Annotated in this window: 14 protein-coding genes; 3 read left to right on the top strand and 11 right to left on the bottom strand. The window is 71.6% G+C overall.

All coding sequences use genetic code 11. The features are described 5' to 3' along the window. Positions 1-8: 8 nt before the first annotated feature. The 3 genes from tadA to ACIP8Z_RS21025 all read right to left on the bottom strand — a co-directional run bounded on the left by tadA (position 9) and on the right by ACIP8Z_RS21025 (position 1,586). Positions 9-437, bottom strand: a complete 429-nt coding sequence (gene tadA / locus ACIP8Z_RS21035) for a tRNA adenosine(34) deaminase TadA (protein ID WP_402086501.1) — start codon at positions 435-437, stop codon at positions 9-11. 62 nt (positions 438-499) lie between these two features. Next, positions 500-1,033, bottom strand: coding sequence for a hypothetical protein (locus ACIP8Z_RS21030; protein WP_319315034.1), 534 nt, complete (start codon positions 1,031-1,033; stop codon positions 500-502). Between the two features lie 343 nt (positions 1,034-1,376). Further along, entirely contained in the window at positions 1,377-1,586 is a 210-nt protein-coding gene (locus ACIP8Z_RS21025; protein WP_266967309.1) for a hypothetical protein, read from the bottom strand. A gap of 93 nt (positions 1,587-1,679) precedes the next feature. On the opposite strand from ACIP8Z_RS21025, the gene upp reads away from it, so the two are divergent. After that, entirely contained in the window at positions 1,680-2,315 is a 636-nt protein-coding gene (gene upp / locus ACIP8Z_RS21020; protein ID WP_015034991.1) for a uracil phosphoribosyltransferase, read from the top strand. A 97-nt stretch (positions 2,316-2,412) separates the two neighbouring features. Here upp and ACIP8Z_RS21015 read toward each other — a convergent pair whose 3' ends face one another. After that, entirely contained in the window at positions 2,413-3,042 is a 630-nt protein-coding gene (locus ACIP8Z_RS21015) for a LytR C-terminal domain-containing protein (protein ID WP_319315027.1), read from the bottom strand. Positions 3,043-3,159: 117 nt separating this feature from the next. Further along, the gene (locus tag ACIP8Z_RS21010; RefSeq protein ID WP_015034993.1) at positions 3,160-3,456 is read right to left on the bottom strand and encodes a type II toxin-antitoxin system VapB family antitoxin; all 297 of its coding nucleotides are present in this window, start codon (positions 3,454-3,456) and stop codon (positions 3,160-3,162) included. A gap of 96 nt (positions 3,457-3,552) precedes the next feature. On the opposite strand from ACIP8Z_RS21010, the gene ACIP8Z_RS21005 reads away from it, so the two are divergent. After that, the gene (locus tag ACIP8Z_RS21005) at positions 3,553-5,136 is read left to right on the top strand and encodes a helicase HerA-like domain-containing protein (protein ID WP_402085512.1); all 1,584 of its coding nucleotides are present in this window, start codon (positions 3,553-3,555) and stop codon (positions 5,134-5,136) included. Positions 5,137-5,150: 14 nt separating this feature from the next. On the opposite strand, the gene ACIP8Z_RS21000 is transcribed toward ACIP8Z_RS21005, so the two are convergent. The 5 genes from ACIP8Z_RS21000 to ACIP8Z_RS20980 all read right to left on the bottom strand — a co-directional run bounded on the left by ACIP8Z_RS21000 (position 5,151) and on the right by ACIP8Z_RS20980 (position 11,509). After that, entirely contained in the window at positions 5,151-6,704 is a 1,554-nt protein-coding gene (locus ACIP8Z_RS21000; RefSeq protein ID WP_402085510.1) for a M28 family metallopeptidase, read from the bottom strand. Between the two features lie 115 nt (positions 6,705-6,819). After that, positions 6,820-7,470: an HhH-GPD-type base excision DNA repair protein gene (locus tag ACIP8Z_RS20995; RefSeq protein WP_402085507.1), complete on the bottom strand. Its 651-nt coding sequence runs from the start codon at positions 7,468-7,470 to the stop codon at positions 6,820-6,822. Positions 7,471-7,528: 58 nt separating this feature from the next. Continuing rightward, on the bottom strand, positions 7,529-8,491 hold the full coding sequence (gene pip, locus ACIP8Z_RS20990) for a prolyl aminopeptidase (protein WP_402085504.1): 963 nt from the start codon (positions 8,489-8,491) through the stop codon (positions 7,529-7,531). A gap of 10 nt (positions 8,492-8,501) precedes the next feature. Beyond that, entirely contained in the window at positions 8,502-9,074 is a 573-nt protein-coding gene (locus ACIP8Z_RS20985) for an RBBP9/YdeN family alpha/beta hydrolase (protein WP_402085502.1), read from the bottom strand. A gap of 164 nt (positions 9,075-9,238) precedes the next feature. After that, complete coding sequence (locus tag ACIP8Z_RS20980) at positions 9,239-11,509, bottom strand: ATP-binding cassette domain-containing protein (RefSeq protein WP_402085500.1); 2,271 nt, start codon at positions 11,507-11,509, stop codon at positions 9,239-9,241. Between the two features lie 155 nt (positions 11,510-11,664). Here ACIP8Z_RS20980 and ACIP8Z_RS20975 point away from each other — a divergent pair, with 155 nt between their 5' ends. After that, the gene (locus tag ACIP8Z_RS20975) at positions 11,665-12,444 is read left to right on the top strand and encodes a TetR/AcrR family transcriptional regulator C-terminal domain-containing protein (RefSeq protein WP_402085497.1); all 780 of its coding nucleotides are present in this window, start codon (positions 11,665-11,667) and stop codon (positions 12,442-12,444) included. Positions 12,445-12,619: 175 nt separating this feature from the next. Here ACIP8Z_RS20975 and ACIP8Z_RS20970 read toward each other — a convergent pair whose 3' ends face one another. Beyond that, complete coding sequence (locus ACIP8Z_RS20970) at positions 12,620-13,255, bottom strand: TetR/AcrR family transcriptional regulator (RefSeq protein ID WP_402085495.1); 636 nt, start codon at positions 13,253-13,255, stop codon at positions 12,620-12,622. Between the last annotated feature and the right edge of the window lie 9 nt (positions 13,256-13,264).

The following is a 13,264-nucleotide window of genomic DNA, read 5'->3' as shown; positions in this document are numbered from 1 at the left end:
GTGGCAGGTCAGCGAGTGCGGAAGAAGGCCGTGAGCTGCTCCGCGCACTCCTCGCCGAGCACGCCCTGGATCACCTCGGGCCGGTGGTTGAGCCGGCGGTCCCGTACGAGGTCCCAGAGCGAACCAGCCGCGCCCGCCTTCTCGTCCGGGGCGCCGAACACCACCCGCTCGACCCGCGACTGGACGAGTGCCCCCGCGCACATCACGCACGGCTCCAGGGTCACGACCAGCGTGCAGCCCGTGAGCCGCCACTCCCCGGTCGCCGCGGCCGCCCGGCGCAGGGCGATCACCTCGGCGTGCGCGGTGGGGTCACCGGTCGCCTCCCGCTCGTTGTGCCCGCGGGCGAGCACCGCGCCGCCGGGGCCGAGCACGACCGCGCCGACCGGTACGTCACCGGCCGACACGGCCGCGTCGGCCTCGGCGAGGGCGAGCCGCATGGCGTCCCGCCAGGGGTCCCGAACGGGGTCGGGCACAGGTACGACAGGTACGGCGCGGGCCACTAGCGGACGGCCTCCAGGACCTCGGCGGCCCCCAGCGCGTCCGCGATCTCCGCGAGCGCGTCGCTGTCGAGCGCCAGCAGATCCGCCGGGGACATACCGAGGTCCGCCAGGATCAGCCGGTCGCCGACCGGAGCGGCCGGCACGGCCTCGGCCGCGACGCTCGTCTCCTCGTCGTCGTCCGTGTCGCCGTCGAGCGGCTCCCCGTCCTCCGTGCCGTCCAGGTCCAGCGATTCGAGCTCGTCGACGATGTCGTCCAGGTCGTCGCCGAGGATCTCCCGGGTGAGGATCTCCCCGTACGAGGAACGGGCGGCGGCGGCGCCGTCCGAGACGTAGATGCGAGGGTCTTCCTCACCCTCGATCCGTACGATCCCGAACCACGCGTCCTCCTGCTCGATGAAGACGATCACCGTGTCGTCGTCCGAGGCCTCGCGGGCGAGCTCGGTCAGATCCGACAGGGTCTCCACGTCGTCGAGCTCCGTGTCGCTCGCTTCCCACCCGTCTTCGGTGCGCGCGAGCAGTGCGGCGAAGTACACCTGACTCTCTCCCACTGATCAGAGGTGTGACGATCCGGCGGCGCGGTCCTGATGCCCCGCCCAATCGGCATCGTGACAGATACGGCGCCCACAGGAGAGGTCTTCGGCTCTTGCGTCGTGCATCAGTCTGAACGACCCCGCGATCGGGTGGGCGTACGACCCCGGCGCACGCAGGGGGCGCACGGAGGGACGGGACGGGGCGCGGCCGGGGCCGGAGCGGCGGGATTCCGTCAGGGGGCCCGGCGCGCACCAGAGGAGCCCCTGGGCAGGATCCTGGGTGGCCCGCTGGGCGGAATCCGGGGTGGAACCCTGGGTGGCTCGTGCCGGGCTTCCGGTGGGCTCCTCACCAGCGGAAGGTGCGCATGCGCATGGCTTGCCGCATCCGGGCCGCCCGCGCGCGTCGCGGCTGGACGCGCTCGCGCAGCGCCTTCGCCTCGCCGAGTTCACGCAGGAACTGGGCGCGGCGCCTGCGGCGCTCCGCGTCGGTCTCCGGTGCCGGTGTCCGGGCCGCCCCCTCGGCGGCGCCGTCGGCCGGTTCTTCCAGGTCGGGCATCGGCCACTCCACCCCATCGCTGGGTCCCCGTGCCACCCACCTTCCCCCAGTGGCGTGGGTCGATGCCAGTGCGGGGCGGGCTACTGTTGAGTCATGCGTCTCCACGTCGTCGATCACCCGCTGGTCGCCCACAAGCTCACCACGCTGCGCGACAAGCGCACGGATTCCGCGACCTTCCGTCGGCTCGCCGACGAGCTGGTCACCCTGCTCGCCTACGAGGCCACCAGGGACGTCCGGACCGAGCAGGTCGACATCGAGACCCCCGTCACGCCCACGACCGGCGTGAAGCTGTCGTACCCGCGTCCGCTGGTGGTCCCGATCCTGCGCGCCGGGCTCGGCATGCTCGACGGCATGGTCCGGCTGCTCCCGACCGCCGAGGTCGGCTTCCTGGGCATGATCCGCAACGAGGAGACGCTGGAGGCGTCGACCTACGCCACGCGGATGCCGGAGGACCTCTCGGGCCGCCAGGTGTACGTCCTGGACCCGATGCTGGCGACCGGCGGCACGCTCGTCGCGGCCATCCAGGAGCTCATCAAGCGCGGCGCCGACGACGTGACCGCGGTCGTGCTCCTCGCTGCCCCGGAGGGCGTCGAGGTCATGGAGCGCGAGCTGGCGGGCACCCCCGTCACCGTCGTGACGGCCTCGGTCGACGAGCGTCTCAACGAGAACGGCTACATCGTTCCGGGTCTGGGCGACGCGGGCGACCGCATGTACGGCTCCGCCGAGTAGCAGGCTGCCGGCTCCGCCGAGTAGCAGGCTGCGGGCTCCGCCGAGTAGCGCTCAGCTCCTCAGGAGTCCGAGGAGCTGAGAGCGCCTCAGAAGTACGTCAGCACTTCCCGGTCGGTACGGGCGCGGGCTTGGTCAGGGCGACCAGGGCCGCGTCCGCCGTCGTTTTCGGGGCCAGGTTCTTGAAGGCGGTCCCGATGATCAGGTCCACGTCCGCCGTGCCCCGGGTGTCCGTCTTCGTCGTGGCGCCCGCGAGCTGCGTGCCGAGGACCGGGAAGACGCCCTTGGTGGCGGTCGTGGCGCCGAGGAGCAGACCGGCGCCGGGGACCTTCTTGTCGTAGGCGGCGGGCGCGTTCCCCACCTTGCCGATCTTGAAGCCGCGCTTCTTGAGCTCGTCCGCGGTCGTCTTGGCGAGCCCGCTGCGCGGGGTCGCGTTGTAGACGTTGACCGTGATCTGGGCGGGCTTGGGGAGGGCGGCCGCGGGCGGGGTCGTCGCCTGGGCGACGGGTTTGCAGTCGGCCTGTTTGCCGGCCGTCGCCCGGGTGCCCTCGTCGCCGGAGAAGACGTCGACGAGCTGGAGCGTGCCCCAGCCGGCCGCGCCGAGCACGACCACGGCGGCGGCGGACGCGAGGATGATCCTGCGCCGGCGGTGGGGGCGGCGCATGCGCGGGTAGACGTCCCCCGTGATGCGGTACTTTCCGCCCATTCCGGGGGGAGTGAGCATGCTCATGAACGCAGCGTAATGCCGCCCGTCGGCGATGCCTACTTGATGATCATGTGATCGCGTCCGGATGGGGGCGAACTGACCCCGAAAGGGTCAGCGGGTACGGGGCCGGTCGGCGCCGGCTCAGTCCATTTCCAGGACGCGGGCGTGCAGCACCTGGCGCTGCTGGAGCGCCGCGCGGACGGCGCGGTGCAGTCCGTCCTCGAGGTAGAGATCGCCCTGCCACTTCACGACGTGCGCGAAGAGGTCGCCGTAGAACGTGGAGTCCTCGGCGAGCAGCGTCTCCAGGTCCAGCTGGCCCTTGGTGGTGACCAGCTGATCGAGACGGACCGGGCGCGGGGCGACGTCCGCCCACTGCCGGGTGCTTTCCCGGCCGTGGTCGGGATACGGCTTTCCGTTTCCGATGCGCTTGAAGATCACACGGAAAGCCTACCGGGCGAGCGGCTCCCGGCGCAGCCATGCACGGGCAGTGGGATGCTGGTGCGAACCGTGACAAACCGGAATTGGGGTGCCGTGATGAGCGTGAGCGAGCAGCCACCGGCCGCGCTGGGCGGCCCCGCCGCCGAGATCGCCGCCGGGTACGCCTTCGAGGGCGCGGCACTCGATCTGGGGGCACTGCTCTGGGACGGCGCGTGTCACCCGGACGCGCCGATCCGCATCCCGCTGCCCGTGCTCAACCGGCACGGACTGGTCGCCGGCGCGACCGGCACCGGCAAGACGAAGACGCTCCAGCTGATCGCCGAGCAGCTCTCGGCGAACGGCGTGCCGGTCTTCCTCGCCGACATCAAGGGCGACGTGTCCGGCGTCTCCGCCCCCGGCGAGGACGGCGCGAAGGTCCGGGAGCGGGCCGCCCAGGTCGGCCAGGAGTGGCGGGCGACGGGCTTCCCCTGCGAGTTCTACGGGCTCGGAGGGACCGGCCCCGGCATCCCGGTGCGCGCCACCGTGACCAGTTTCGGCCCCGTACTGCTGTCGAAGGTGCTCCAGCTCAACCAGACGCAGGAGCAGTCGCTCGGCCTGATCTTCCACTACGCCGACTCCAAGGGCCTGGAGCTGGTGGACCTCAAGGATCTCCGGGCGGTGGTGGCGTTCCTGGTCTCGGACACCGGGAAGGCCGAGCTCAAGGGGATCGGCGGGCTGTCCACGGTGACGGCCGGGGTGATCCTGCGGTCGATCACGGCCTTCGAGCAGCAGGGCGCGGGCGATTTCTTCGGGGAGCCGGAGTTCGACACGAGCGAGTTCCTGCGGACGGCGGCGGACGGGCGCGGGATCGTCTCGGTCCTGGAGCTGCCGTCGGTGCAGGACAAGCCGCAGCTCTTCTCGACCTTCCTGATGTGGATGCTGGCGGATCTCTTCAACGACCTGCCGGAGGTCGGCGATCTGGAGAAGCCGAAGCTGGTCTTCTTCTTCGACGAGGCGCACCTGCTGTTCAACGGCGCGTCGAAGGCGTTCCTGGAGTCGATCACCCAGACCGTGCGGCTGATCCGCTCGAAGGGGATCGGCGTGTTCTTCGTGACGCAGACGCCGAAGGACGTGCCCTCGGACGTGCTCGCGCAGCTCGGCAACCGGGTGCAGCACGCGCTGCGGGCCTTCACCCCGGACGACGCGAAGGCCCTGAAGGCGACGGTACGGACGTTCCCGAACTCTCCGTACGACCTGGAGGAGGTCCTCACGGGCCTCGGTACGGGCGAGGCGGTGATCACCGTACTGAGCGAGAAGGGCGCCCCGACCCCGGTCGCGGCGACCCGGCTGCGGGCGCCGGAGTCGCTGATGGGCCCGATCGACGCGGCCGCCCTGGACGCGGCGGTGAAGGGCTCGCCGCTCTACGGGCGGTACGCGGAGGCGGTGGACCGCGAGTCGGCGTACGAGAGGCTGACGGCCGAGCAGCAGGCCGCTGAGGCGGCGGCGCTGGAGGCGGCGGCCGCCAGGGAGGCGGAGAAGGCGCGGAAGCAGGGCGGAGGGAGGGCTCCGAAGCCGGAGCCCTCCCTCACCGAACAGGTGGTGGGCAGTGGGATGTTCAAGTCCCTCGCGAGGTCGATCGGCACCCAGCTGGGCCGGGAGATCAGCCGCTCGATCTTCGGCACCGCCCGCCGCAGGAGGTAGCGGGAGCTACCGGATCACTCGGTGACCTCGTCGTGGTCGCTGTGCAGGCCGCCGCCGCTGCTCTCGCCGCCGGTGGTCGGGGTGGAGACGACCGGCTTGCGCAGCGAGGAGATGTCGTGGGCGTAGGTGCCCACGGCGTTGGCGATGACCTTGATGTTGGCGTCGAAGGCCTTCATGTTGATGTTCTTCAGGTCGTCGCCCTTGGCGTGGTAGTTCACGTCGTACGCGACGCCCGCCGTGCCGCCGAACTTGGCGGCCTGGGCGGCGGTCTTGATGCCCTCGGCGCCGGTGAAGGTGCCGCCGGAGGGGATGCCGACCTTGATGAACGGGCCGTAGTCGGAGCGGCCGGAGAAGTCGGTGCCCTCGTGCGGGAGGCCGCGCGAGCCCATGAAGTCGGTGATGTCGCGCTCCAGCTGGGCGGAGCCCGCGGGGCCGGCGCCCTCGCCGACGTTGTCCGAGTTGTCGCCGTCGTAGACGAACAGGCCGTAGTTCGGCGAGGCGATCATGTCGAAGTTCAGGTAGAGCTTGATCTCGCTCTTGTCGAGCGCGGTCAGGTTCTTGACGTAGTGGTCGGAGCCGAGGAGGCCGTTCTCCTCCGCGGACCACCAGGCGAAGCGGACCTTGTTGCGGACCTTGTCCTTCGACTTGGCGAGTTCCAGGGCGGTCTGGAGGAGGCCGGCGGAGCCGGAGCCGTTGTCGTTGATGCCGGGGCCCGCGGTGACGGAGTCGAGGTGCGAGCCGAGCATCACGGTGTTGGCGGCGTTCCCGCCCTTGGTCTCCGCGATGACGTTGTTGGTGACGCGCTTCTCCTGGAGCTGGCGGATCTCGAAGGAGAGCTTGACGGCGCCCTTGGCGAGGTCGGCGGCGAGCTTCTCGCCCTCGGCCAGGCTGATGCCACCGGTCGGGATCTTGCCCGCGGCCGGCTCGCCGAGGGTGCCGGAGAGGATGCCCTCGGCGTTGTTGTAGATGATCGCGCCGGCGGCGCCGGCCGCGGCGGCCCGCTCCTGCTTGATCGCGAAGGAGCAGCCACCGCGCTTGATCAGCGCGACCTTGCCGGTGAAGGTGCCGGAGGCGTAGTCGGCGGGCTCACAGCCGGTGGTGCCGTCGGCGTCGACGGGCACGGCGACCAGATCGGCCTTGATGCCGCCGACCGGGGTGGACTTGGTGTAGGTCATGGCGCGGATGTCGAGGGCGCGCGGTGCGGGCGCCTCGACGGAGACCTTCTCGGCGAGCGTCTGGGTGTAGATGAAGTCGAACTGCTCGTACGAGACGTCGTAGCCGGCCTTCTTGAGCTGCTGGTACACGTAGGCGGCCGAGGCGTCGTGGCCGAGGGTGCCGGCCGCGCGGTGGCCGCCGGCCGAGTCGGCTATCGCCTGGAACTTCTGCAGGTGCTTGTAGGCGTCCTGGCCAGTGGTTTCGCGGACCAGCTTCTTCGCCAGCCGGGCGGCATCGCGGGCGGGTGCGGCCGCGGGGTCCTTCACCGCGGTGGCGGGGGAGGCGAGGACCAGCGGGGTGGCGAGGGCGGCGGCGGCCAGAACGGCCGCGGCCCGGCGCTGGGTAGCGTTCACAGAAGTCCTTCCCGTTACGGACGAGGTTGAGGGGAAGTTAGCGATCCGCAGGGCATCCTGTGAACACCTTCTCCACAATTCCTGTCACATAGAGCAGGATTGAAATCTGGAATTTTCAATTCCCATCTGTTTTGGACTCCTTGGCGGCTTTCGCCGCTTTCGCCGCCGCCTTCATCTCCTGCTTGTGGGCCCGCACCTTCACCAGTGACTCCGGCCCCGTGATGTCGGCGGCCGAGCGGTACGAGCCCTGCTCGCCGTACGCCCCCGCCGCCTCCCGCCAGCCCGCCGGCCGCACCCCGTACTGCTTGCCGAGCAGGGCCAGGAAGATCTGCGCCTTCTGCTTGCCGAAGCCGGGCAGCGCCTGCAGCCGCCCGAGCAGCTCCTTCCCGGTCGCCGCGTCCGCCCAGACGGCCTCGGCGTCGCCCCCGTACTCCTCGACGAGGAACGCGCACAGTTGCTGTACGCGCTGGGCCATCGACCCGGGGTAGCGGTGCACGGCGGGCTTCTCGGAGAGCAGCGCGGCGAACTCCTCCGGGTCCCGGGCGGCGATCTCGTGCGCGTCGAGATCGTCCGCGCCGAGCCGCTGGGCGATGGTGTACGGACCGGAGAAGGCCCACTCCATGGGCACCTGCTGGTCGAGCAGCATGCCGACGAGCGCGGCCAGCGGCGACCGGCCGAGCAGCGCGTCGGCCTCCGCCTGCTGGGCGAGATGGATCTCGGGGTGCTTCGGGTGCGGGGCGGCGGGGCTCTTGGACACGGGACTCATGGTTCGATCATCCCGCCCGGCCGTGGAGATCGCCCGGTGGACTCACCCTCCCCCGAGCTCAGGGCTGTGCCCGAGCAGGGGGGACCCGCATCGCGAAACGGTCGAGGGCGGCGAGGATCAGCTCCCCCGTCTCCTTCCCGCCCAGGTGACCGGCGGTCTCGACCACGTGCAGCTCGGCGTCCGGCCAGGCCCGGGAGAGCTCCCACGCGGTGCCGAGCGGCCCGCCCATGTCGAGCCGGCCGTGGATCAGGACCCCCGGGATGCCGGCCAGCCGGTGGGCGTCGCGGATCAGGGCGCCCTCCTCCAGCCAGGCGCCGTGCGCGAAGTAGTGCGAGCAGATCCGGACGAAGCCGAGCCGGGTGTCGTCGACGCGGTCCGAGTACGGGGTGCCCTGGCCCTCCATCGACAGGACCGCGTCCTCCCAGGCGCACCAGTCGGCCGCGGCTTTCTCCCGTACGGCCCGGTCGGGGTGGTCCATCAGGGCGGCGTAGGCGCCGACCAGGTCCTCCGCGTGGTCCGCCCCCGCCCGGAACCGCTCATGGGCCTCGGGGAAGAACCGCCCCACCCCCTCGTACAGCCAGGCCGTCTCGGAGCGGCGGGTGGTCGTCACCGCCGCGATCACGATCTCCGTCACCCGCTCCGGGTACGCCTCCGCGTACGCCAGGATCAGGGTGGAGCCCCAGGAGCCGCCGTACAACAGCCAGCGGTCGATCCCCAGGTGCTCGCGCAGCCGCTCCATGTCGGCGATCAGGTGCGCGGTGGTGTTCACCCCCATGTCGGCCGCCGGGTCGCTCGCGTGCGGGGTCGAACGGCCGCAGCCGCGCTGGTCGAAGAGGACCAGGCGGTACGCCTCCGGGTCGAAGAACCGGCGGCTGCGCGGCGAGGACCCGGAGCCGGGGCCGCCGTGGACGACGAGCGCCGCCCGGCCGTCCGGGTTGCCGGAGACCTCCCAGTGGACGCGGTTGCCGTCGCCCACGTCGAGCAGGCCCTGGTCGTACGGTGCGGTGCTGTCGGAGTACATCCGACCCAGCCTAACGACCCTTGATCCGCACGGCGGGGTCTTCGCACCACTCCAGGAGCGAGGGCCAATCCCCGTACCCGGAACTGGGGTTGAGGTGCTCCCCGCCCGGTACGTGGTCCATGTCGAGGCCGAGCGGGCGGCCGTAGTGCAGTTCGGCGCCGCCGGGGCAGTACGGGTCGCCGTCGCCGTACACGAGACGCGCGTCGAGCCCCGCCTCCGACAGGTCGAGCCCGTCGGCGAAGGCGGCGATCTCGGGGATCGAGGCGGTGACGGGCGGCGAGGGCGGGGCGACGAGCAGCACCCGGTCGGCGACCGGCCGACGGGCGCCGGCCCGCAGCCAGAGCAGCACGGACAGGCTGTGCGCGAGCACGACGAACTCACCCCGGGCGGGGCGCGTGCCGTGCTCCTCCAGCGCGGCGAGCCAGTCGTCGAGCACGGGGGCGTCGGGCTCGGGCAACTGCGGGTAGTGCACGTCGTGGCCGCGGTCCCGCAGCTGCTGGGCGAGGTGGTGCTGCCAGTGCTCGGGGGGCCGGCGGTTCTGGAAACCGTGGAGGATGAGGAAGGTCCTGGAGGGGTCGCTCATGGGGGAATGCTGCGCGCGAACCCGAGCCGGGGTCCACCCGATCCCACGAACTGGACGCGCCCCCCCAGGACCCCTGGTCCGGAGGGCCGCCCCGCCGCCCCGCTGTGGCCCCTCGCACCGCTGGTACGGCGCCCGGCACGGCAGGGGGCCCGGGGGCGGTTGCGTCAGGCGCCCACGTACTCGCGGAGGTGCCGCGCCGTCAGCGTGTCCGACTTCGCCACCAGCTCCGCCGGCGTCCCCTCGAACACCACCCGCCCCCCGTCGTGCCCCGCCCCCGGCCCCAGGTCGATCAGCCAGTCCGCGTGCGCCATCACCGCCTGGTGGTGCTCGATCACGACGACCGTGTTGCCGGCCTCGACGAGTCGGTCGAGGAGCGCGAGCAGCTTGTCGACGTCGGCCAGGTGGAGCCCGGTGGTGGGCTCGTCGAGGACGTAGACCGCCCCCTTCTCCGCCATGTGGATCGCCAGCTTCAGACGCTGCCGCTCACCGCCCGAGAGCGTGTTGAGCGGCTGCCCGAGCCGCAGGTACCCGAGGCCGACGTCCTTGAGGCGGCCGAGGATCGTGCGGGCCTGGCTCTTGGCCGTGAAGAAGTCGTACGCCTCCTCGATCGACAGCGACAGGACCTCGTGGATGTTCTTCCCGTTCAGCCGGTACGTGAGGACCTCGGGCGTGAACCTCTTCCCCTCGCACTCCTCGCAGACCGACGCGACGCCCGCCGCGATGGCGAGGTCGGTGTAGACGAGCCCGAGGCCGTTGCAGCGCGGGCAGGCGCCCTCGGAGTTGGCGCTGAAGAGGGCCGGCTTGACGCCGTTGGCCTTGGCGAAGGCCGTACGGATCGGGCCGAGGAGCCCGGTGTACGTCGCCGGGTTCGAGCGGCGCGAGCCCCGGATGGGGGACTGGTCGGCGACGACGACGCCCTCGCGGCCCGGCAGGTTGCCGTGGATGAGGGAGGACTTGCCGGAGCCGGCCACGCCCGTGACGACGGTCAGGACCCCGGCCGGGATCTCGACGCTCACGTCCTTGAGGTTGTGCTGTGTGGCGCCGGTGATGCTCAGCGCGCCGCTGGGGATCCGTACCTCCGCACGGAGCTTCGCCCGGTGCGCGAGGTGGTTCCCGGTGAGGGTGCCGGAGGTGCGCAGACCAGGAACGTTTCCGCTGTAGCAGATCTCGCCGCCCGCGGTCCCGGCCCGCGGGCCGAGGTCGACGACGTGGTCGGCGATCTCGATGACCTCGGGCTTGTGCTCGACGACGAGGACGGTGTTGCCCTTGTCGCGCAGCCGCAGCAGCAGGTCGTTCATGCGCCGCACGTCGTGCGGGTGCAGCCCGGTGGTCGGCTCGTCGAAGACGTACGTGACGTCGGTGAGCGGGGAGCCGAGATGGCGGACCATCTTCACGCGCTGCGCCTCGCCGCCGGAGAGCGTGCCGGAGGAGCGGTCGAGGGAGAGGTAGCCGAGGCCGATCTCGACGAGCGAGTCGAGGAGTTCGCGCAGGCCGGCGAGGAGCGGGGCGACGGAGGGGTCCTCGATCCGGCGGACGAACGCGGCGAGGTCGCTGATCTGCATCGCCGAGCACTCGGCGATGTTGACCCCGTCGATACGGGAGGACAGCGCGGCCCGGGTGAGCCGGGCGCCCTCGCACTCGGGGCAGGTACGGAAGCCGACGGCCCGGTCGACGAAGGCGCGGATGTGGGCCTGCATGGCCTCCCGGTCCTTGGAGAGGACGGTCCGCTGGAGCTTCACCACGAGGCCCTCGTAGGTGAAGTTGTTGGTGCCGACCTTCACCTTGCAGGACGGCTTGTGGAGGAAGTCCTCCCACTCCTGGTCGGTGAAGTCCGCGAGCTTCTTGTCGGGGTCGTAGAAACCGGAGTGGGCCATGATCTGCCACATCCAGGAGTCGACGGCGTAGCCCGGCACGGTGATGGCCCCCTCGTTGAGGGACTTGCCGCGGTCGACGAGTTCGTCGACGTCGATGTCGGAGATCTGGCCGGTGCCCTCGCAGCGCGGGCACATGCCCTCGGGCAGGTTGAAGCTGAAGGCGCCCGAGGTGCCGACGTGCGGGGTGCCGAGACGGCTGAAGACGATCCGCAGCATCGTGTAGGCGTCGGTGGCGGTGCCCACGGTGGAGCGGGAGTTGGCGCCCATCCGCTCCTGGTCGACGACGATCGCGGCGCTCAGGTTGTGCAGTCCGTCGACATCGGGGCGGGCGAGCGACGGCATGAAGGACTGCAGGAAGGCGCTGTAGGTCTCGTTGATCAGGCGCTGCGACTCGGCGGCGATGGTACCGAAGACGAGGGAGGACTTCCCGGAGCCGGAGACTCCGGTGAAGACGGTGAGACGGCGCTTGGGGAGGTCGACGTCGACGTTCCTGAGGTTGTTCTCCCTGGCCCCGCGGACCTGGATGACGTGGTGGCTGTCCGCTGCGACGGGGTGGTTCATGCGTGCGCCCTCCGGTGGTCGTCCTGTGTGCTGGGGAAGCGTACTCTATACAACGTACAAAGTAAGCGGGAGCTATCCTGACCTGCGAGAACGCGAAAAACGCGGGAACGCGAAGAACGCAGAACGCGAAGAACGCGATGAAGGACGGAAGCGACATGGCGGCAGCGAAGGGGAAGAGCAGCAGCGGCGCGGGCGACCCGGCGCGCACCCTGGAGCTGCTGTGGCGCGACGGCTCGGCCGCCCCGGCGGGGCGGCGCGGCCCGAGGCAGGGCCTCACGGTCGACGCGGTCGTCGACGCGGCCCTCGCCCTCGCGGACGCCGGCGGGCTCGACGCGTTGACCATGCGCGCGGTGGCCCAGCACCTCGGGGTGACCCCGATGACGCTCTACACGTACGTCCCCGGCAAGGCCGAGCTCCTCGACCTCATGCTGGACGCCGTCTTCCTGCGCATGGACCGGCCGCCGTTCCGTCCGGAGGAGTCCTGGCGGTCCCGCGTCACGGCGGTCGCGGACGCGAACCGGGCCCTGCATCTGGGTCACCCGTGGCTGGTCGAACTGCGCATCGTGCGCGCCCCGTTGGGCCCCGGCGTGATGACCAAGTACGAGTACGAGCTCGGCGCCTTCGAGGGCCTGGGTCTCGACGACGTGGCCAGGGACTCGGCGCTGACGTACGTCCTCGGCTTCGTCCAGTCCGGCGCCCGGGCGGAGCTGGACGCGCGGGCCGTGGAGCGGGAGAGCGCGATGTCGGACGGGGAGTGGTGGGACGCCCACGAGCCGCTGTTGGCGCGGGCGTTGGACGAGTCGCGGTTCCCGCTGGCGAGCCGGGTGGGGGAGGCGGCGGCGGTCGCGTACGACGGCCTGTACGACGCGGAACACGCGTACCGCTTCGGTCTGGAGCGGGTGCTGGACGGTCTGGCGGCGCTGGGCGGGAGCTGACCGAGGCCACTGGTCCGGGGCTCCAGGCCCCCGGTCACCGGTTCAGGGCAGGCCCGCGGTCGCCGGTTCGGGGATCAGGCCCGCGGCCACCGGTCCAGGGCTCCAGACCCCCGGTCCAGGGCAGGCCCGCGGCCACCGGTTCGGGGCAGCCGGCCCCCGGTCACCGGTCCGGGGCTCAGGCCCGCAGCCGGAGCAGCTCCCGTACCCCCGCCTTGAGGCGGTCCGCCGACAGTTCCTGCTCGACCGCCAGATGGTGCATGACGTCCGGTGAGAACGGCGCGAGCAGCATGTGCGCGAGGAGCGTGCTGTCGGAGCCGGGCCGCAGCCGCCCGATGAGCAGGGCCACATGCGTGTGCATCACGCGGTACGCGCCGCTGTGATAGCGGGCGCGGGGGGCGGCGGAGTGCGCGGCGAGCAGGATCTCGCGCTGCTCGCCGACCCGGTCGACGAGCGCGTCGAGGAAGGCGTCGAGCCTGGCGTCGGCCGGGGCACCGGGACCGAGCGGCGGCGGGCCGCTCATGTACGCCTCCTGGAACTGGCGCTCGCGTTCGTCGAGGAGCGCCCACAGGAGCTGGGAGACGTCGCCGAAGCGGCGGTAGACCGTGCCGACGCCTATGCCGCTGGCGTGCGCGACCTGGTTCATGGTGACGGCCTCGGGGCCGTCCTCGCTGACGATCCGGGCGGCGGCGTCGAGGATCTTGCGCCGGTTGCGGGCGGCGTCGGCGCGCTCGGGTCCGGGGGTTCCGACGGTGGGGAGGAGGCCGAGCAGGGGCGCCGCCGTGCCTCCGGCCCGCGGGATCTCGGTGCTCATCTGCCGACT

This window comes from Streptomyces sp. NPDC088553 (genome assembly GCF_044752965.1).
Lineage (GTDB): Bacteria > Actinomycetota > Actinomycetes > Streptomycetales > Streptomycetaceae > Streptomyces.
This window is presented reverse-complemented; position numbering and strand designations above follow the sequence as displayed.

Excerpts from the sequence above, each read along its gene's own strand:
- tadA (WP_402086501.1), bottom strand. The coding sequence starts at position 437 with ATGCGGCTCGCCCTCGCCGAGGCCGACGCGGCCGTGTCGGCCGGTGAC.
- ACIP8Z_RS21025 (WP_266967309.1), bottom strand. The coding sequence starts at position 1,586 with ATGCCCGACCTGGAAGAACCGGCCGACGGCGCCGCCGAGGGGGCGGCC.
- upp (WP_015034991.1), top strand. The coding sequence starts at position 1,680 with ATGCGTCTCCACGTCGTCGATCACCCGCTGGTCGCCCACAAGCTCACC.
- ACIP8Z_RS21015 (WP_319315027.1), bottom strand. The coding sequence starts at position 3,042 with ATGAGCATGCTCACTCCCCCCGGAATGGGCGGAAAGTACCGCATCACG.
- ACIP8Z_RS21005 (WP_402085512.1), top strand. The coding sequence starts at position 3,553 with ATGAGCGTGAGCGAGCAGCCACCGGCCGCGCTGGGCGGCCCCGCCGCC.
- ACIP8Z_RS20995 (WP_402085507.1), bottom strand. The coding sequence starts at position 7,470 with ATGAGTCCCGTGTCCAAGAGCCCCGCCGCCCCGCACCCGAAGCACCCC.
- pip (WP_402085504.1), bottom strand. The coding sequence starts at position 8,491 with ATGTACTCCGACAGCACCGCACCGTACGACCAGGGCCTGCTCGACGTG.
- ACIP8Z_RS20985 (WP_402085502.1), bottom strand. The coding sequence starts at position 9,074 with ATGAGCGACCCCTCCAGGACCTTCCTCATCCTCCACGGTTTCCAGAAC.
- ACIP8Z_RS20980 (WP_402085500.1), bottom strand. The coding sequence starts at position 11,509 with ATGAACCACCCCGTCGCAGCGGACAGCCACCACGTCATCCAGGTCCGC.
- ACIP8Z_RS20975 (WP_402085497.1), top strand. The coding sequence starts at position 11,665 with ATGGCGGCAGCGAAGGGGAAGAGCAGCAGCGGCGCGGGCGACCCGGCG.
- ACIP8Z_RS20970 (WP_402085495.1), bottom strand. The coding sequence starts at position 13,255 with ATGAGCACCGAGATCCCGCGGGCCGGAGGCACGGCGGCGCCCCTGCTC.